Below are 19,571 nucleotides of genomic sequence, written 5' to 3'. Positions count from 1 at the left end.
CTTAACTGTTGTAATAATCCGATGAACTGGATTCCTTCGTGTCTGCGCCTTCCACCACGGTTTTGCCGTACGGAAATGCAATGTAATCCTCTTCGGAAAGACCGCTCTTCACTTCGTAATAACTGCCCCACAGAAGTTTTCCGGTTACCACATTCTGTTTCTTTAATTTATCATTTTCATCCCGGATATAAACGAATTTCTGTCCGTTTTCCTCGCGGATGAATTCTTTGCTGACGTACAGGCCGTTGCCGTTTTCTACATCGTTTCCGACAGTGATTGCAATCTCGATCCAGTCACCGTTTTCAAAACCTTCTCCGCCTTCCGGGATAACGGCTGTGAACGGATAGAAGGAGGCTGGTGTCTCGCTGTACGACATGTAGCTTGTTGTCGGGTACGGAGAAATCTCGGTTACGGTTGCCGCTGCAAAAGCACCCGAAGACCAAGAAGTCACGTTGAGTTCATCGCCGACTTTTACCTGATCGAGATACGTCTCGCTTAAGTAGCCGCGCACGTACAGACCTTCGTTTCCACTGACCTGGATAAAGGCGCTTCCGTCGTTGGACGGGTTTTCTGCATTTCCAACCTTCTTTACCACACCGCTGATCGTCGCTTTTACGGTCTGGGAATCCAGGGATTTCTGCGTATTTTTGACTTTGAGTTCCTCTTCCTTCTGATCCAGCTTCAGATTACGGATCTGGCTTTCTTTTTCGCTGATGGCTTTTTTCAACTCATCTTTTGTGTAGGTCATCTGGGTATCATCACCGGAAGAAGTATTGTTATTTGCGCTGCTTCCTGTGGATGATGTAAAGAGGGACTGTACCGATGCTTTTTCACCGTAGAATACGGTTTTTGCTGTCGTCTGCACTGCTTCCGGTGCATCTTCGCTCTGCGGTTCCGCTTCCGGTTCTGCCGGGGCTTCGGTCGGCGTCGGCGTTTCCGTCGGAACTGGGGTCTCGCTCGGCACCGGAGTTTCTGTTGGAACCGGCTCTGTGGTCGGAATCGGTGTTGTACTTGGTTCCGGGCTGACGGTCGGCTCTGGAGTTACACTCGGTCCCGGCGTAACGCTCGGGGTCGGAGTTACACTTGGTGTCGGGGTAATCGTTCCTTCTTTTACCGCCACATTTGCAGTGCTGACTGCCATGGAAGTACCCTTGTCATTTTTCGCTGTCACTTCTACTATATAGATTCCGGCATCCTCTTTTGTGATGTTTTCTTTTGTGTAAGTATCCTTAAAATCTCCGTCGATTGTCTTTCCGTTGTGTTTCCAGACGTATGTGTAAGTGCCATCCGTTTCGGTGTTTTCCGTGGAATCGTCTGCCTCACCGCTTCCATTTCCGGCTTCACCCGGCTGTGTCACATCGTCCTCGGACGGACTCTCGGTTCTATCATCCGTTTTATCGTCGGCTTTCTCATCCGGCTTCTCTTCGGTATCTTTCTTCTCATTGATTCCGATTTTCAGCTTCAGCTCGCCGCCCTCTGCAACCTCTGTGTTTGCAATCGGCGTGGTAATTTTTATTTCCGGTGCATCCGCCGATTCGGATTCTTTCAGACTCAGGACTGCTTCATACGAAGTCTCGTATGCTTTCGCAATCTTCGTTCCATCCTGCTCCCACACGGTTTCCAGCGCCTCTGCGGCTTTGTTTTCCTCATGAATCTCCAGGCGAAACCAGTATCCTTCGCTGTCCTCTTCTTTTTTCGTTCCCTTTTCATCCGCGTATCCTGCCATCTGATTCAGGAATCCGCCTGTCAGGACTGTCCCCGGTGCGCAGAGATAGGTGTATGGGTCTTCCTGCGTTCCTTCTCCTTTGTATGGTTTGGAACCAAATACAAGCTTATTCGTACTGCTGTACAGAACAGCATCCTCGTACGTCGGCTCCGGTTCTGGGGTCGGAATCGGTTCGTCCGGGAAATCCGGATCGATGGGTTCATCTGGAAAATCCGGGAAATCCGGCTCCACCGGATCCAGCGGCGTATCCGCTACCGGTTTTGTCTTTTTCAGCTTTTCCAGTTCTTTTTCACTCTGCTGGATTTTCAGCTTTGTCTGTGCAAGCTGTAACTGCTGCGTTTCCAGATCCAGCTCGATCATGCTGGTATCGTATGTCATCAGCGTGTCTCCGGCATTTACCACATCGCCCTCTTTGACGAGAACCTGGGAAATGGTCTGGCTGTCGGAAAGATAGATGTTCTGGGAAGCCGTCGAGGTGATCTGGCCTTCCATATTCATGCTGTCTTCCCAGTAACCACTCGTAAAGTCACTGACCGGATACACTTTTACGGTCGTCTTCTGCGCCTGGCGGATGCCGTAATAACCGCCGACACTGACACCGCCCACGGCAACTGCGGTCACAACTGCAATCACGACTTTCTTTGCGGCTTTTCCTTTTTTCATGTTTCGGCCACCTCCTTCGATTTCATCATTCCGTCGCGGATCTCCACGGTGCGCTGTGCCATCGATGCGATCTCCGCGTCATGCGTAATCATCAAGATGCTGACGCCCTCGTCGTTCAGGCTCTGGAACAGCTCCATGACCTGCTCGCCGGAATGGGAGTCGAGCGCTCCGGTCGGCTCATCAGCCAGCAGAATTTTCGGATGGTTGACGATCGCTCTTGCAATCGCCACACGCTGTTTCTGTCCGCCGGAGAGCTGGGTCGGTTTGAAACTCATACGGTCGCTGAGCCCCACCCGCTCGAGGGCAATCGCTGCCCGCTCTCTTCTCTCTTTTTTCGGCACGCCCGCGTACGTCAACGGCAGGCATACATTTTCCATTGCGCTCTGTCTTGCAAGGAGTTGGAAGTTCTGGAAGACAAAGCCGATTTTCTGCAGGCGGATGTCCGACATCTGATTGTCACTGCATTTGCTGATGTCCTGTCCGTCGAGGATCAACCGTCCGCTCGTCGCCTGGTCGAGGCAGCCGACAATATTCATCAGTGTTGTTTTTCCGGAACCGGAAGGACCCATGATCGCAACGTACTCGCCTTCTTCCATGGAGAAGTTGATGTTTTTCAGAACCGGAACCGGGATTTTGCCCTGCATATATTCTTTACAGATATTCTCTAATTCCAGAATCACGGCTGCACCTCCCCGTCATCTGCTGATCCGGCTTCCTGTGTGTCTGCCGGTTCTGCATCACCATTGTCGGCGCCGCCGATCACGTTCGTTGTATCTTCCTCACCGCTGTACTCTGCGCCGTCCATGGTATTGTCAACCATGCCGTTTTCATCCTGCTTCATACCGTCGTCGACCATTCCATCGTCGTTGTCAAGCATACCGTCATCCTCGCCGCCGGCCGGATTGCTCTGTCCCAGTGATCCGTCGGTGCTGACTACGGTCTTCATCCCTTCTTCCAGACCGTCCTCCGGGAAGGTGATTGCATCATCTTCTGCAAGGCCGTCGGTGATCTGATATTCCATCATGTTTTCATCGTACGTTCCAAGCGTTACGCTTCGTTTTTCCAGTTTGCCTTTTCCATTATCGGCCCAGACGTAAGGATTGCTGTCGACATCGTTGATAAAGGAGTCAGACAGCCAGATTCCTGTTTTGACTTCCTGCTGGCCGACATCCGGCTCTACGTAAACGTGCTGGCCGAGCATCAGACCATTCGTTCCGGCAAGCTGTACATAGAACGGATAGGAGCTCGACTGTGTCATGCCATCGCCGGAACTGCTGTACATGTTGTTATTGCCGGTCTTTGCATTTTCCCGATCAATCTTTGTCACGGTTCCGGTCCAGGTCTGATTCTCATCTACACGAGAATGCACGATCACCTTGCTTCCTTCCGTAATCGAACCGTCACTCATATTCTGTTCATTGATCTGGCCTTTTACACGGAAATTTCCCGTTGCAAGAACAGTCAGGAAGGAATTGTCGGAGCTGTCACCGGAGTAAGCGCCGGCGCTGCTGTCATCGTTGTTGATTGATTTTACAACACCGGCGATTTCGCTGATCACGGTCGCATTGGTGATGTTATCGTTTAATTTATCAATCTCCGCCTGTTTTGATTTTCCTTCATATTCTTTTTTCTTTAAATCCAGCTCCGCTTCCTGAATTTCCAGTGTGATGCTTGCCTGCTGGTCTTTTGATGCCTGCTTTTTGTCTTTGTAAAGCTGGTTGATATTGGTATTCATACTTGAAAGTTCATTGTTTATGCGTTCCAGATCCAGCTGCGCCTGCTCGAGGTCACTCTGGAATTTCTCGGTATCGTAGGAGAACAGCGGTGTTCCGACCTGAACCTCCTGACCGACTTCCACATAAACTTCCTTTACCTTTTTCTCGCTGTTTTTCTCTACCTTCCAGGTATTTTCCGACTCCACAACACCGGCATAGCGGTTTTCCATTCCATTTCCAGTTCCCAGATTGGTCAGGGCTTTTACAGTATTGACATAGACGACGTTATCGTCCTCTTTTGTACCGTTTCCAAGGAAATGCCATGTCACTCCCCCTCCGGCTGCCGCCAGCACTGCGACTGCACACACAATCGCGATTACTTTTTTCTTCATATGCTTCCTCCCACTTTTCTATTTTACAAATTAATTTTCTGCTTTCCCAAGTTAGTTCTATCGTATCACATTTTGTTTTTTGTTTTCTTACTTTTTCCTTACTCTTTTTTTAGCAAATACTGGCTTTTTCTGAAAATAGATTTTTGTTTTTGTCATTAAAAACCTGCCTCCGTGTTTATGACGGAAAGCAGGTTTTCTTTCGAATCTGTTAGATTTTATTTTTTATGCTACAAGTTTCATCTCCCGCAGAATGCGGTATACGAGATAACAGATCAGCGCTGCACAGACCAGTTTGAACAGAAGCGGAACGACGGCGAACACGATTTTAAATCCAAGCCAGATCACGCCGATCGGGAGAAGAATAGTGGCGCATGCGCCGAGGACTTTTCCTCCAAATTTCAGCAGCAGTCCGACGATCCCAAATAAAATTCCAATTCCGCAGAGCAGACCAAAACAGGTTGCCAGCATGACTAATGTAACTAACATCGTGATCCCTCCTTGTCTTTTTCTCTATGTGTTCCACTTGCTGTGGATGTTTCCGTATCTTTCTTACAAACCATATTGTAGCACTTTTTTCCAGCAAAACAACGGGGAAGACGTGGAAGAATTTCTTAAGTTTTTCTTTACACCGATCGAGTGAAACCTAAAAAAGGACAGACAACGCTGCACTTCTGCAAAATTGTCTGTCCTGTAAATCACAAAATTTTCTTTACTCTTCTGTTGTCTCTTCCTCAGCCTGCGGCTCAACCTCAAGACCAAGCTCTTCCAGCTGTACTGCGTCAACCGGTGACGGAGCCTCGGTCATCAGACAGGAAGCATCTTTTACCTTCGGGAATGCGATGACGTCGCGGATGCTGTCCTCTTTTGCCATCAGCATCACAAGACGGTCCAGTCCGTAAGCCAGTCCGGCGTGAGGCGGAACTCCGTATTTGAAAGCATCCAGAAGGAAACCAAATCGCTCATGTGCCTGTTCCTTTGTGAAACCAAGCATCTCAAACATTTTCTCCTGCACATCGTTCTGGTGAATACGAACGCTTCCTCCTCCGATCTCAGTGCCGTTCAGGACGATATCGTAAGCTTTTGCACGAACTGCGCCCGGATCGGTGTCCAGAAGCGGCAGATCCTCGTCCATCGGCATGGTGAACGGGTGATGCATTGCGGTGAAACGGTTCTCCTCATCGGACCACTCCAGAAGCGGGAACTCGGTAATCCATACGAAACGGTACTCGTTCTTGTCGAGCAGTCCCATCTGCTCTGCCAGTTCCAGACGAAGTGCGCCAAGAACGTTCCAAACAATCTTGTTGCGGTCTGCTGCGAAGAGAAGAAGGTCTCCAGCCTGTCCGTCCATGGCTTTGATGAGGGCTTCCATCTGCTCCTCTGTCATAAATTTGGAGAAGGAAGATTTCCAGCTTCCATCCTCATGGATTGCAATGTATGCAAGACCTTTTGCACCGTAACCTTTCGCAAACTCAACGAGCTTGTCGATTTTCTTTCTCGGCATTGCGCCCTGTCCCTTTGCGTTAATACCGCGGACAGAACCGCCGTTTTCAAGTGCGCCCTTAAATACAACGAACTCGGTATCTTTTACGGTCTCGGAAACATCAACCAGCTCCATACCGAAACGCAGGTCCGGTTTGTCGGAACCGAAACGGTTCATAGCCTCTTTCCAGGTCATTCTCTGGATCGGGAGCTGTACCTCAACGCCGAGCACCTCTTTGAACAGGTGTGCCAGCAGTCTCTCATTGACATCGATAACATCATCTACATCAACGAAAGCAAGCTCCATATCGATCTGGGTGAACTCCGGCTGACGGTCGGCACGCAGGTCCTCGTCACGGAAGCATTTTACAATCTGGATATAGCGGTCATAGCCGGAGCACATCAGAAGCTGTTTGAACAGCTGCGGAGACTGCGGCAGTGCATAGAAGCTGCCCGGATGAACACGGCTCGGTACCAGATAGTCTCTGGCGCCTTCCGGTGTGGATTTCGTCAGCATCGGGGTTTCGATCTCAAGGAAACCTTCTTTTGACATGAACTCACGGGTGAGCATTGCCACCTTGCTTCTCATAATCAGGTTTCTCTGGATGTCCGGGCGGCGCAGATCCAAGTAACGGTATTTCAGACGGAGCTCTTCTCTCGTCTTGGAATCCTCCTCGATCGGGAACGGCGGGGTTTCTGCCTCGGAAAGAATGCGTAAGGACTCAGCCTTTACTTCGAGCTCTCCTGTTGCCAGATTTTCATTGACAGCACCGGAGCGGGCCATAACTTCACCTTCTACGGCGATGACGAACTCGCTGCGCAGTTTTGCTGCTTTCTCAAAACCTTCCTCACTGATCGGGCCGTTCTCAAAGATAATCTGCATAATACCGCTTCTGTCACGCAGATCGACGAAAATAATTCCGCCTTTATTACGGCTCTTCTGTACCCAGCCCATCAGGGTTACTTTTTTTCCGATATCTGCTTTTGTGACTTCCGCACAGCGGCAGGTTCTCTTCAGGCCTTTCATGGATTCAGCCATTTTCTTGTTCCTCCTATTTGGAACTGCGGACACAAAGAATCTGCATCCGCAGCACATCGTTTTTTCATGCGATTACTATTATTGGATATTCCTTACATTTTGTCAACAAAAAATTCTTCGATCTCAGTGTAGCCCTCGCTGGCAAGCTGCTCTTTCTGGAATTTCTTGTTCTTCTTCATCACGGCGATGTTGATGGCCGTGCCTTCACTTCTCTCTTTTGTCGCCTGCTGAATGATCTTCTGCATTCCCTCTGCCGGCATGTTTTTCTCGATCAGGTACGCTTTTTTCTTCTGCGCGCCCGGGATCTGGTAATCTCTCTCAAGCAGAAGCATAACGATACGCTCAAATCCGATGGAGAATCCGCATGCGCAGGTCTGGTTTCCGGTGAATTTTCCGATCATTTCATCGTAGCGTCCGCCGCCTCCGACAGATCCGCCGTACTCATCCATAGCGATCTCGAAGATCGGTCCGGTGTAGTAGGACATTCCGCGCACCAGAGTCGGATCGAAAGCGATCTTGAATTCTGCGGTCTTCACGGCATTGACACTGTCGATGATGGTCTTCAGGCCGTCTGCGTACTCTTTGTCAAGGAATCCCTCAAGTTTCTCACGGCAGTACTCTACGCCTGCGGTATCCGGGGTGATCTCCTCGAACATTTTCAGGTATTTCTCTACGGACTCTTTTGCAAAGCCGGCTTCCTCGAGCTCTTTGGCAACGCCCTCAAAACCGATTTTATCCATCTTATCGAGGATAATAAATACGGTGTCATAGGACTCCTCCGGGAATCCGCTGTAGGCTGCCATTGCTTTTAAGATACGGCGGTCATTGATACGGATCGTAAAGTTCTTGAAGTCCAGTTTTCCAAGCAGTGTGGTGGTAGCAAGGATCAGCTCAATCTCTGCGAGGTTGGTCGGCTCGCCGAGGATATCGATATCGCACTGCATGAACTGGCGGTATCTTCCTCTCTGCGGACGGTCTGCACGCCATACATTTCCCATCTGAAGTGCTTTGAACGGGGACGGAAGCTCGTTTGCGTTGTTGGAATAGTAACGGCAGAGCGGAACGGTCAGGTCATAACGCAGGCCGCTGTCTACGAGATCGTTTTCTTTCTCAGCGGTCTCGAGTTTCAGCTTCTCTCCTCTTTTTAAGATCTTGAAAATCAGTTTCTCATTCTCGCCGCCCTGTTTGCTGTTCAGGTTTTCGATGTGCTCCACGCATGGGGTCTCCATGGAGGTAAAGCCGAAGGTTCCGTAAGTTTCCTTGATCAGACGGATCACGTAGTCACGGATTGCCATTTCTTTCGGTAAAATATCTTTCATTCCGGTAACCGGTTTCTTCTTTAATGCCATTTTCTGTTTTCTCCTTTATGATTTCCTGGATCAATTCATCGACATCAGAAAGCTCGATCGCTTTCCGGCTGCCGCTGTGGATCACTCTCTGAAATGCCAGGAACATTTTCAGATCGAAATTTTTGACTTCTTCTGCCATAAGCTCCATCGCCTGTTCCTGCGTAAACGCGCTCCGGTACGGGCGGTCGGAGGTCAGTGCGCAGTACACATCGCAGATACGCAAAATACGCGCCCCAAACGGAATCTTTTCTCCTGCCAGATTCGCAGGATATCCTGTTCCGTCATAATTTTCATGGTGGTACAGAATGCTCTCCAGCACAAAATCGGAGTATCCGCGTCCCTGCAGCAGCTCATATCCCAGTGTGGGATGGGTCCGCACAAAGCGCATCTCCTCGACAACGAGCGTATCCTGTTCTTCTACGTAATTCTCCAGGACAACCTTTCCGATGTCGTGGAGAACGCCCGCTTTTGCAAGCTCATAGCAAATTTCTTTTTCATACCCCAGTTCCCGCGCAAGATCGTAAGCCAGATTACTCACTTCCATGCCGTGGATGAGCTGTTCGGTCAGGGTATATCGCAGCATGTGAAGCTGCTGACTGGATTTTTTTTTCATTTTGGCAGATACTTCTCCATTCCGATACGCTTTCTCTCGATCATCTCATCGATACGCTCCACATAATTTTTCAGATCCTTCACATTTTCCACCCGCTCAATGCGCTCTCCGTGGTCAAACACGAATTTCGTGGATGCTCCGGCTCCTGCAGCCAGAATGGACTGTTTTTCTTCCATAATGAGAATGTTGTAAATACCGGCCTTTCCTTCCCGGGAATAACCTACATTCTCAAAGTTTCCCGCCATATTTTTCTGGCGGTACATGTAATACGGCCCCATCTCCATGCGATGTGCGCTGTCCATCGTCATTTTCATGATCTCAGCGGAATTTTCAAACGAGATTTCCTGATATTTGTCTTTGAACAAATTGAGTCTCGTCGCACGCTTCAATGCAAGGGAATGGACCGTCAGGGAATCCGGGTTCAGCGCCTCCACTTTTTCCAGGGTATGCGCCACTTTTTCCCTGTCCTCGCCCGGCAGACCAACGATCAGATCCATGTTGATGTTGTCGAAACCAAGGTCACGCGCCATGCGGAACTTCTCTTCAATCTCCTCCACCGTATGATGGCGTCCGATCAGATCCAGTGTCTCCTGGTTCATCGTCTGCGGGTTAATCGAAATACGAGTCACCGGGAATTTGCGGATGGCCTTTAAGACCTCCTCATGGATCGTATCCGGCCGTCCTGCCTCCACGGTAAACTCCTGCACCTGATCCATCGGGAAGAGCTCTGTCACCTTCGAAAGCAGACGTTCCATCTGTGCTGCATTCAGCGTCGTCGGCGTTCCGCCTCCGATGTAGATCGTATCAAGTGTATAGTCTTTCATACGCTCGCTGATGAAGGTCAGCTCTTTGATCAGCGCATCCAGATACGGATCTACCATATGGGCCCAGCGGCTTAACACATGGGAACCGAAGGAACAGTACAGACAGATGCTCGGACAGAATGGAATGCCGATGTACAGGCTGTAGCCGTGCTCGTAGTCGATCGTCTTTAAAATATCCTTTTCCCGGTTGGCAATCGTGATTGCAAGTGCCGTCTTTTCCGGGCTGGTGTAGTAGGTCTCGCGCATGTATTTCGCAATCTCTACATTTGTTTTGCCCTCTTCCAGCATCTTCATCGGAATTTTCGTCGGACGGATGCCGGTGAGATCGCCCCACGGAAGTTCTTTTCCGCTCACTTTCGAGAGCGTGCGATAGACCATCCGTTTCAGGACATTTTTCGTTTCGTGGCGGTCTTTTTCATATTCCACCGCCTCACACGCGGCAGAAAGCTCTTCGTGCTTCTCATTTTCTATGGAAAAGCAGATCTGGTCTGCCGCGTACAGGATCTTATCATAATATGCAAATTCCCCGTCCGGCGCTCCATCCTCTTCGTACCACGAGGTGATCTCGCAGCCGGGATAGAATGCCTTGATCAGGGAATACACATCGTATTCAAAATCTTTTCTGTTAAAACAAAGGCTGATATTAAGCAAGGGGATTGTACCTCTTTTCATGTTCAATCGTAGTTTCATCGTTGTGGCCCGGATACACGGTCACATCCCCGGGAAGCTCTTTTAACAGGCGCTTGACCGACGCGGTCAGCTCTCTGCCGGAGGATGTCGGGAAGTCGTATCTTCCGTAGGACTCGCAGAACAGCGTATCACCGGAAAAAAGTGTTTTCGCTGCCGGAATATAGTAGCAGACACCGCCTGCCGTGTGCCCCGGTGTCGCAAGAACGTGGATTTCAAAATCTGCGAGATGCAGCACATCGCCCTCTTTTACGGTTTTGTCCGCCTGCATCGTGTACGGTTTGCTCCAGAGCCCGGAAAGATTTTCCTTTGGATCCCCCAGCAGGTGCTGCTCTTTTTCATGGACATAGACCGGGATATGGTACTTTTTCCGCAACGCATCCGCTGCCAGCATATGGTCGAAATGGCCATGGGTCAGCAGAATGGCCTCCGGGTCGCCGTCGATCTCGTCGATCTGGCGTTCAATCTCCAGCGGCGAATCGCCCGGGTCCACGATCAGCACCTTCTGGCTGTCCGGATTTTCCACAACGTAGCAGTTTGTCGAGAGCATTCCAAGTGCCCGGTAATTTACCTTTATCATACGCTTTTCTCCTTTTTATCCTCTCGATCTCTGAATATCAATCACGCTCTCCACCTGGCGCACCTTCTCGATGATGCTGTTCAGCTCTTCGTTGTTGTGCACGTCGAACGTCACATCGATGGAAGCCGTTCCCTGCTTGCTCGTTCTCACGTTCATCGCCGCAAGGTCGATCTTCCGCTCGGTAAAGATCTTGGAGATATCCACCAGAAGACCGGTACGGTTGTTTGCGTAAACGCTGATCTCCACGGTATAGAGAGAGCCGCCGTTGTCCTCTGCCTGCCATTCAGCATCAATGAGGCGCGCCCGCTCGGATTCCGGCAGATTCAGGACATTGACACAGTCGGTGCGGTGAATGGTCACGCCGCGTCCTCTTGTGACAAAGCCCACGATCTCGTCTCCCGGGATCGGGTTGCAGCATTTGGAAAAGCGCACCGCCACATCGTGGATACCACGCACGACGATGCCGCCCTTGCTCTTTCCAACCGGCAGAACCTTCTCTCCGGATGCCGCTTCGAGCACCTGCTCGTCGGTGATCTCTTTTTTATGCTGCTTTTCGTACGTCTCAATCAGCTTGTTGAGGACCTGGCCCTCTTTTAAGCCGCCGTGGCCGATGGCCGCAAGAACGGAATCCCAGTCGCGGAAGCCGTACTTTCTCATGACAGCCTCTTCGTACATCGGTTTCGTATAGATTCCAAGGTTTTTGCCCTTCAGCTTTGCATAGCTGGTGAGCATTTCCTTGCCTTTGACGATGTTGTCCGTCTTGTTCTGCTGGCGGAACCACTGGTTGATGCGGCTCTTTGCCTGGGAACTCTTCGCAATTTTCAGCCAGTCGCGGCTCGGTCCCTTGGAGTTCTGCGAGGTGATGATCTCGACGCGGTCTCCGTTGTGAAGTTCCGTCTCGATCGGCACGAGTTTTCCGTTGACCCTCGCTCCGACCATCTTGTTGCCGACCGCACTGTGGACGGAGTAAGCAAAGTCGATGGCACAGGAGCCGACCGGAAGCGTTTTGACATCGCCCGCCGGGCTGAAACAGTAAACATTGTCGGCAAACAGGTCGAGATCGCTCTTTAAGAGGTTCATGAACTCATGGTTGTCCGCCATGTCCTGCTGCCACTCCAGAATCTGGCGCAGCCAGGTCAGTTTTTCCTCTTCCTGCTCCGGTCCCGGTTTCTTGCCGTCGGAGGCCTCTTTGTATTTCCAGTGTGCAGCGATACCGTATTCTGCAATCCGGTGCATCTCATAAGTACGGATCTGAATCTCAAACGGCTGTCCGTTCGGTCCGATCAGGGTTGTATGCAGGGACTGGTAACGGTTTGGCTTCGGCATCGCAATGTAATCTTTGAAACGGCCCGGGATCGGCGTGTACATTTCATGGATGACACCGAGCGCTGCATAGCAGTCTTTGACGGATTCCACGATGATGCGGACCGCAAAGAGGTCATAGATCTGATCCAGCGTCTTGTGCTGGTTGACCATCTTTTTGTAGATGCTGAAAAAGTGCTTGATTCGTCCGTTGACATCTGCCTCAATGCCGGCCTGGTGGATATGACGGGTCACCTCTTTTACGATCGCATCGACAAACTCCTGCCGCTGCTCCCGCTTCATGCTGACCTTCTGCACCAGTTCATAGTACGCATCCGGCTCCAGATATTTCAGAGAAAGGTCATCGAGTTCGACCTTGATCTTGGAAATACCGAGGCGCTGTGCGATCGGGGCATAAATATCCATCGTCTCACGCGCTTTTTTCTTCTGCGTCTCCGGCGACCAGTACTGTGCGGTCCGCATGTTGTGCAGACGGTCCGCCAGTTTTACCAGAATAACACGGATATCCTTTGCCATCGCAAGGAACATCTTTCTCAGGTTTTCTGCCTGCTCCTCGACCTTATCCGCAGAATATTTCAGCTGTGCCAGCTTCGTGACACCGCTTACAATCAGGGACACCTCCGGGCCGAACTCCTCGGTCAGCTCTTCTTCGGTCATGACGGTATCTTCGACAACGTCGTGCAGAAGGCCTGCCGCGATCGACTCCTTGTCGAGCTCCAGATCTGCCAGGATAATTGCCACACAGAGCGGATGGATGATGTACGGTTCCCCGCTCTTTCTTTTCTGGTCCTTATGTGCATCCGCTGCCACGCGGTATGCTTTTTCGATCAGGGAAATATCGTCCGATGGATGATATTTTTTCACAGAAGCGATCAATTCCCCGTATAATTCCTCCGGACTTGTAAAATCGTCCGTCTTGCGGATTCTGGCTTCTGCCGCCGCCACATCCTTCTTTAATTCTTCTTCACTGATTCTTTTCTCTTCTTCCATATGTATCCTCCGCTCTCATGATTAACCCCTGCGTTTCGTTGGATACGTTATTTGCCATCGTAACGGATGACAGATTTTACATCATATTTTGCCAGTTTTTCGCGTCCTTTTAAGCCGGCAAGCTCCATCAGGAACACGATTCTGGTTACTTCGCCGCCGAGGCGCTCGATCATTTTTGCACAAGCCTCCACGGTACCGCCGGTTGCAATCAGGTCGTCGATGATGACTACCTTCTGGCCCGGTTTGATGGAGTCTTTGTGCATCTCGATCGTTGCGCTGCCGTACTCCAGGTCATAGCTCTCCTCGACGGTCTCCAGAGGAAGTTTTCCTTTTTTACGGATCGGCACGAACGGTTTGTGCAGATTGTAAGCAATCGGCATACCGAAAATGAAGCCGCGGGACTCGGTTCCGCAGATTACATCACAGTCTACTTCTTCTACAAAATGCTGCATCTCATCTATGGCAAGCTGCAGTCCGTCTGCGTCCTGCAGGATACTCGTTACATCTCTGAAAATAATACCCGGTTCCGGGAAATCCGGAATACTTCTTACGTAATCCTCTACTTTTTTCATAAAATATTCCTCCGTTTCGTCAAGGTTTGACAATTCACCTTACAGTATAGCATCAATATTCTTCTGCGTCAATTTTGTTTCCGATAGAAAACAGGGCAGAAAAATCAGGTATTTGCGGCTTTTCTGCATCTTTAAAAATAACTCTGGATATTGATCTGTAATTTGTCGCGTCCGTTCCACGTATCAATCGACGGATAGTACGCTACCGAGAGGGTCGGATGTGCATCCACGTATGCGGCGAACGCTTCTCCCTCGCCGAAATAGACACCATCCATCTGGTATCCGCCCGCATCGGCAAGCTGTACTTTCACCACGTTTCTATTCTTTCCAAAAATGCGGTAATTTAATACAGTCAGTCCTTTCTGTGCGAACAGCGGTTTCGTGTTGCCTTTTCCGAACGGCTCCAAGAGACTTAACTGGCGGATCAGATTTTTGGTGATGTAGGTGATCGGCATCGGCACATCGATCACAACTTTTTCGACGAAATCCTCTTCCGTCAGCGTGGAATTATCGTTCAGTGCCCGGCGGAACGGTTCGATCATCTCCTCTCCTGCGAGGGAAAGGCCCGCAGCCATCGGGTGGCCGCCGAATTTCGTCATCAGTTCTTTGCATTTGCAGAGCTCCTCATACATCGAATACGCTTCGATCGAGCGGCCGGAGCCCTTGACGCCCTCCTCACTTCTGGTGAGTACGAAGGATGGTTTGTGGAAGTGCTCCCGCAGGCGACCAGCGATGATTCCGGCAAGGCTCTCGTGGCAGTCCGGCAGATAGACGACGAGGACTTTGTCGTTCTGCAGCGGGGAGGTTTCCACGAGCTCGATTGCTTTCGCCTCACCCTGGCGCGTCAGCTCTTTGCGGCTTTCATTCAGGTCTTTCAAGTCCCCGGCAAGCTTTGCAGCCTCCTCACGTGTCTTTGCGCAGAGCAGTTTTAACGAATGCTCCGCCGTGTCAAGCCGTCCCGATGCGTTGATGCATGGGCCGAGAACGAAGCCGATGTGATACGGTGTCACGTTTTCCGCCTCGATGCCCTGCACACGGATCAGCTCCTGCAGGCCGAGGTTCTGCGTTTTATGGAGCGCCCGAAGGCCGGCTTTTACAAAAATCCGGTTTTCTCCCTGCAGATCCATCACATCACCGATCGTCGCAATGGCGACAAATTCCAGAAAGCGGAAGCTGTGCTCCTTTGGAATACCTGCTTTTGCCTCCATCGTCTGGATCAGTTTCCATGCGACGGCCGCACCGCAGAGGCCCGGAAACGGATAGGAACAGTCTTTCTGTTTCGGATTGACAACCGCGTCCGCCGGCGGCAGGATGTAGCGGCGTTCTCCGTTTTCATCCTCCTCAAACGGAACCTCGTGGTGGTCCGTCACAACAACCGTCATGCCAAGCTCTTTTGCCAGACGGATCTGACTGCCCGCCGCGATGCCGTTGTCACAGGTGACGATCATGTCCCGCCCCTCATCCGCGGCAAACTGCACAAGATGCTCATTTAAGCCGTATCCGTCTGCAATCCGGTCCGGGATACGCACATCCACATCGGCACCGAGATCTTTTAAGCCGGTCAGCAGAATATACGTTGCCGTAACACCGTCGATGTCGTAGTCCCCGATGATGCGGATCGGCTTTTTCTCCCGGATTTTTTCTGCGATCAGATCTGCCGCGCGCTCCATATCCTTCATCAGCAGCGGATCGTGGAGCTGCTCCAGATCACCGAAGAGATACTCTTCGATCTCTTTCTCCCCGGTCACATCCCGGTTCCGGATCAGGCGGGCGATGACGGGATCGATGCCGAACCGGTCCGCAATTGCCTGGAAATCGGCGCGTTTTGCCGAAACTACCCAGCGTTCTTTCTTCATATGTTCTCCTCTTTCCTGTTAGCAGGAAACGCCGGACTTTTCCGGTCCGGCGTTTCTCTTTTTATGGTTTTTGCTGCTTTTATTTATTTTTTGTCTTATTCTGTACTGCTTTGGACGGCACATATTTGTTTTTTCCAACGTGCTTCATCACATACCACAGGGCACCTGTGATGCAGACAGAAGTGTAAGCTCCGCATACGATACCAACCATCAGAGGTGCTGCAAAGTCGCGGATGGAAGAAACTCCCATCACGAACAGAACAAAGATGGTGATAAAGGTGGTGAGGGAACTGTAAATGCTTCGGGTCAGGGTGTCCGTGATGCAGCGGTCAACCAGGGACTCGATCGGCTCTCTCTTTAACTCCGGCAGATTCTCACGGATACGGTCGAAGATGACGATCGTACTGTTGATGGAATAGCCGAGGATCGTCAGCATACACGCGATAAAGGTGCTGCCGACCGAAATACGGGATACCACATAGAATCCGAATACAATGGCGATATCGTGCATCAGTGCAAGGATGGCACTCGATGCGAAACGGATGTCGCGGAAACGGATCCAGATGTACAGCAGCATGCAGACTACAGCGATGATAACTGCTTTCATCGCATTCTGGCTCATTTCTTTACTTACAGTAGAAGAAATGTTGTCGAAAGTGATTTCAGAAGTATCGACACCGAAATTGTCTGCCATTGCCTGGTAAACCTGCTCACGCTCTTCCAGAGTCAGAGAACGTGTTTTGATGATGACATTGTTGCCTCCGACAACCTTTGTCATCTGAATATTGGAATCTTTTGTCACGCCTTCCACAACCGGCTCTACCTCTTTGTCCAGCTCTTCGATGGAGTAATCCTCGTTGAACGGAACGTTGATGGAAGTACCGCCCTTGAAGTCAAGGCCGAAGTTCAGTGCGCTTCCCTTTGTCTGATGCATGAAAATCATGCTGGCCGGAACGGCAAGCAGCAGAATGCAGGAGATCGTGAAGAAGATCTTTCTCTTTTCCACAAATGGAAATCCCTTGCGCTCTTTCTTGGTTCCGTAGTATTTCGCATCCTTCAGTCCCATACCGTACAGGCTGTTGACCAGCAGTCTGGAAACAACCATGGCGCTGAACATGGAAAGAACAATACCAAGAGCAAGTGTCATGGCGAATCCGCGGACACTTCCGCTCGCAAGCGCATACAGAACAGCTGCTGCAATCAGGGTCGTCACGTTTCCGTCCAGGATGGCAGAAGCTGCCTTCTTGAATCCGTCGCGGATTGCCGTATGAACCGTCTTTCCGGCACCGATCTCCTCCTCGATACGGGCGTAGATGATAACGTTCGCATCGACCGCCATACCGATCGACAGGATAACACCTGCGATACCAGGCAGGGTCAATGTCAGGTCAAATGCATTTAAAGCAATCAGATTCAGCTCAACATAGATGAGCAGTGCCCATCCGGCAGCAATACCAGGCAGGCGATATACGATTGCAAGGAAAAGGATAATCAGTACAATGCCGATCGCTCCCGCTTTTACACTGGTGGAAACAGCTGCAGATCCAAGCTGTGCTCCAACGACGCTGGAGTTGATCTCCTCAAGTTTCAGGGAAAGGGAACCGATACGGAGGGTGGATGCCAGGCTGGTTGCTTCATCCCAGTCCATGTTTCCGCCGGAGATGACTGCAGTACCATCGGAAATCACAGCGTTTACACTCGGTACACTGACGAATTTTTCATCATAATAGATACCGATGCTCTTTCCTGCGCTGTAGGCTTCCTGGGTTGCGTCTGCAAATTTCTGTTTTCCTTCGTCGGTCATTTTCAGCTGAACGACGCTCTCGGTTGCTTTTGTGGTGGAGTTCTGCTGATGCATGGCTTCTGCGCTCTCCACATCTTTACCGGTCAGAACGACGGAGCCGTCCTCCTCGAGCTCTTCGATAGTTTTTCCGTTCAGAACGTACTCGCCGGTCGAGCTGTCGTAGGTGTAGTTTTCTGTTCCGTCATCGTTGGTCTGTTTGATGAAATACAGGCTTCCCGGTTTACCCATCTCTTCCAGAATGGTGGTTGCATCGGTTGCACCCGGGATTTCAATGGTGATACGGTTGTCGCCCTGCAGATATACCTGTGCCTCTTCGCTGTACTGCTGCGCACGCTGTTCCAGCTTGTAGCGGGTATCTGACATTTCTTCGTCTGTCGGGTTGTCCTTTACGGCCTGATAGGTAATGCTGACACCGCCGGACAGATCCAGACCCAGGTTGATGTTCTTCATCGAACCGGTTCCGGTAGGACCCCATCCTTTGATCATCGTCCATCCAAGAAGCACTGTTACAATGGCTGCCAGGACGAGTGCGATGATACTCTGTTTCTTCTTCATCATGTCGCGATTTTCCTCTTTTCTTTAATCTTCGGCCAGAGCTGCCTTTATCATCAATGCACACTCGATCCGTTTCTGCTGCATCTTGCATCCGATCTCGTAAACATCGTTGATCTTACCTGTGAAATTGTAGGAGTTTGCCGCGCATCCGCCGCTGCAGTAGAACCGTGCAAAGCACTGGCTGCACTCCTTCTTGGAATAAACGTTGCATTTTTTGAATTCGTTGACAGTTTCTGTCTTTTTCACGCCTTCGTAAACATTTCCGAGGCAGAAATCTTCCTGTCCTACGAACTGGTGGCACGGATAGAAATCGCCCCACGGTGTTACCGCAAGGTACTCGGTTCCGGAACCGCAGCCGGAAAGACGTTTATAAACACATGGTCCGCCGGTCAGATCGATCATAAAGTGGAAGAAATTGAAGCCTCTTCCCTCTTTTTCCCTCTTGATCATCTCTCTTGCCAGAATGTCGTACTGTTCGAAGATCACCGGAAGGTCTTCCTCACGGATCGCATAGTCCTCGGTCGGAGGCGCTACAACAGGCTCAACCGAGATCTGCTTGAAGCCGAGGTCTGCCAGATGGAGAACATCAGCTGCAAAGTCTGTGTTGTAATGCGTGAAGGTTCCGCGCACATAGTATTTATCCTGATGACGAAGCTCAGCGAATTTCTGGAATTTCGGCACGATCAGATCGTAGCTTCCGGCACCTTTGCGGAACGGACGCATGTGATCGTGAACTTCTTTTCTTCCGTCGATACTTAATACGACGTTGCCCATCTCTTTATTGCAGAACTCCATGACCTCGTCGTTTAAGAGAACACCATTGGTGGTCAGGGTGAAACGGAAGTTCTTGTTATGTAACTTCTCCTGTTCTCTTCCGTAGGCTACGAGCTGTTTTACAACATCCCAGTTCATCAGCGGTTCACCGCCGAAGAAATCTACCTCGAGGTTTCTTCTGCTGCCGGAGTTTGCGATCAGGAAATCAAGCGCTTTTTTGCCGACTTCCAGGGACATCAGTGCACGTCTTCCGTGATACTCGCCCTCTTCTGCGAAGCAGTAACGACAGGCAAGGTTGCAGTCGTGTGCAATGTGGAGGCAGAGTGCTTTTACGACGGTCGGACGGTTGGAAAACTGATCAATTGCGTTTTCGTAAATGTCTTTTGTAAAGAGCATGCCGTTGTCTGTAAGTTCCTGAATTTCTTCTCTGGCTTCGGTGATGTCCTGCTCGGCATATTTACTGCTAAGCGCCTCTGCTGCCTCTTCTGCATTTTTTCCTTCGTTCATGCAGGAAAGGACATCGTATACGCAGTCATCCACAACATGGACGGAGCCGCTGTTGACGTCCAGCACCATGTTGAAGCCATTGCTTTTATATAAATGTATCACTGTGGTATTCCTTTCTATAAC

14 protein-coding genes are annotated in these 19,571 nt (G+C 50.5%); all 14 read right to left on the bottom strand.

Going from position 1 to position 19,571, the window contains the following annotated elements; translation table 11 throughout:
• Position 1: 1 nt before the first annotated feature.
• The gene (locus DWZ44_RS05100; RefSeq protein WP_117804370.1) at positions 2–2,389 is read right to left on the bottom strand and encodes an efflux RND transporter periplasmic adaptor subunit; all 2,388 of its coding nucleotides are present in this window, start codon (positions 2,387–2,389) and stop codon (positions 2–4) included.
• Positions 2,386–3,069: an ABC transporter ATP-binding protein gene (locus DWZ44_RS05095; protein ID WP_117509246.1), complete on the bottom strand. Its 684-nt coding sequence runs from the start codon at positions 3,067–3,069 to the stop codon at positions 2,386–2,388. Before DWZ44_RS05095 ends, DWZ44_RS05100 begins: the two co-directional genes overlap by 4 nt.
• Positions 3,066–4,496, bottom strand: a complete 1,431-nt coding sequence (locus DWZ44_RS05090) for an efflux RND transporter periplasmic adaptor subunit (protein WP_117804369.1) — start codon at positions 4,494–4,496, stop codon at positions 3,066–3,068. The genes DWZ44_RS05095 and DWZ44_RS05090 overlap by 4 nt, the downstream gene beginning before the upstream one ends.
• A 222-nt stretch (positions 4,497–4,718) precedes the next feature.
• Entirely contained in the window at positions 4,719–4,982 is a 264-nt protein-coding gene (locus tag DWZ44_RS05085) for a hypothetical protein (protein WP_022461142.1), read from the bottom strand.
• Between the two features lie 223 nt (positions 4,983–5,205).
• Complete coding sequence (gene aspS / locus DWZ44_RS05080; RefSeq protein WP_117804368.1) at positions 5,206–7,014, bottom strand: aspartate--tRNA ligase; 1,809 nt, start codon at positions 7,012–7,014, stop codon at positions 5,206–5,208.
• A gap of 92 nt (positions 7,015–7,106) precedes the next feature.
• A complete protein-coding gene (hisS, locus tag DWZ44_RS05075) occupies positions 7,107–8,363 on the bottom strand; it encodes a histidine--tRNA ligase (protein ID WP_055227609.1) in 1,257 nt (418 codons plus the stop codon).
• Complete coding sequence (locus DWZ44_RS05070; protein ID WP_117804367.1) at positions 8,296–8,976, bottom strand: HD-GYP domain-containing protein; 681 nt, start codon at positions 8,974–8,976, stop codon at positions 8,296–8,298. The genes hisS and DWZ44_RS05070 overlap by 68 nt, the downstream gene beginning before the upstream one ends.
• The gene (hemZ, locus tag DWZ44_RS05065; RefSeq protein WP_117804366.1) at positions 8,973–10,472 is read right to left on the bottom strand and encodes a coproporphyrinogen dehydrogenase HemZ; all 1,500 of its coding nucleotides are present in this window, start codon (positions 10,470–10,472) and stop codon (positions 8,973–8,975) included. The genes DWZ44_RS05070 and hemZ overlap by 4 nt, the downstream gene beginning before the upstream one ends.
• Positions 10,444–11,067, bottom strand: coding sequence for an MBL fold metallo-hydrolase (locus DWZ44_RS05060; RefSeq protein WP_117804365.1), 624 nt, complete (start codon positions 11,065–11,067; stop codon positions 10,444–10,446). Before DWZ44_RS05060 ends, hemZ begins: the two co-directional genes overlap by 29 nt.
• Positions 11,068–11,082: 15 nt before the next feature.
• Complete coding sequence (locus tag DWZ44_RS05055; RefSeq protein ID WP_022461136.1) at positions 11,083–13,380, bottom strand: RelA/SpoT family protein; 2,298 nt, start codon at positions 13,378–13,380, stop codon at positions 11,083–11,085.
• A gap of 47 nt (positions 13,381–13,427) precedes the next feature.
• Entirely contained in the window at positions 13,428–13,952 is a 525-nt protein-coding gene (locus DWZ44_RS05050; protein WP_022461135.1) for an adenine phosphoribosyltransferase, read from the bottom strand.
• Between the two features lie 131 nt (positions 13,953–14,083).
• Positions 14,084–15,808: a single-stranded-DNA-specific exonuclease RecJ gene (gene recJ / locus DWZ44_RS05045; protein WP_117804364.1), complete on the bottom strand. Its 1,725-nt coding sequence runs from the start codon at positions 15,806–15,808 to the stop codon at positions 14,084–14,086.
• Positions 15,809–15,887: 79 nt separating this feature from the next.
• On the bottom strand, positions 15,888–18,167 hold the full coding sequence (secD, locus tag DWZ44_RS05040; protein WP_117804422.1) for a protein translocase subunit SecD: 2,280 nt from the start codon (positions 18,165–18,167) through the stop codon (positions 15,888–15,890).
• 24 nt (positions 18,168–18,191) lie between these two features.
• A complete protein-coding gene (gene scfB, locus DWZ44_RS05035; protein ID WP_117509255.1) occupies positions 18,192–19,550 on the bottom strand; it encodes a thioether cross-link-forming SCIFF peptide maturase in 1,359 nt (452 codons plus the stop codon).
• Positions 19,551–19,571 lie beyond the last annotated feature (21 nt).

The organism is Blautia sp. AF32-4BH (assembly GCF_003460565.1).
In the GTDB taxonomy this organism is placed as follows: domain Bacteria; phylum Bacillota; class Clostridia; order Lachnospirales; family Lachnospiraceae; genus Fusicatenibacter; species Fusicatenibacter saccharivorans.
The sequence above is the reverse complement of the archived record's forward strand: the minus strand, read 5'-3'. Positions and strand labels throughout refer to the sequence as shown.

Coding starts and splice junctions, on each gene's coding strand:
- recJ (WP_117804364.1), bottom strand. CDS start 15,808: ATGAAGAAAGAACGCTGGGTAGTTTCGGCAAAACGCGCCGATTTCCAG.
- DWZ44_RS05060 (WP_117804365.1), bottom strand. CDS start 11,067: ATGATAAAGGTAAATTACCGGGCACTTGGAATGCTCTCGACAAACTGC.
- DWZ44_RS05070 (WP_117804367.1), bottom strand. CDS start 8,976: ATGAAAAAAAAATCCAGTCAGCAGCTTCACATGCTGCGATATACCCTG.
- aspS (WP_117804368.1), bottom strand. CDS start 7,014: ATGGCTGAATCCATGAAAGGCCTGAAGAGAACCTGCCGCTGTGCGGAA.
- DWZ44_RS05050 (WP_022461135.1), bottom strand. CDS start 13,952: ATGAAAAAAGTAGAGGATTACGTAAGAAGTATTCCGGATTTCCCGGAA.
- DWZ44_RS05055 (WP_022461136.1), bottom strand. CDS start 13,380: ATGGAAGAAGAGAAAAGAATCAGTGAAGAAGAATTAAAGAAGGATGTG.
- secD (WP_117804422.1), bottom strand. CDS start 18,167: ATGAAGAAGAAACAGAGTATCATCGCACTCGTCCTGGCAGCCATTGTA.
- hemZ (WP_117804366.1), bottom strand. CDS start 10,472: ATGAAAAGAGGTACAATCCCCTTGCTTAATATCAGCCTTTGTTTTAAC.
- DWZ44_RS05090 (WP_117804369.1), bottom strand. CDS start 4,496: ATGAAGAAAAAAGTAATCGCGATTGTGTGTGCAGTCGCAGTGCTGGCG.
- DWZ44_RS05085 (WP_022461142.1), bottom strand. CDS start 4,982: ATGTTAGTTACATTAGTCATGCTGGCAACCTGTTTTGGTCTGCTCTGC.
- DWZ44_RS05100 (WP_117804370.1), bottom strand. CDS start 2,389: ATGAAAAAAGGAAAAGCCGCAAAGAAAGTCGTGATTGCAGTTGTGACC.
- hisS (WP_055227609.1), bottom strand. CDS start 8,363: ATGGCATTAAAGAAGAAACCGGTTACCGGAATGAAAGATATTTTACCG.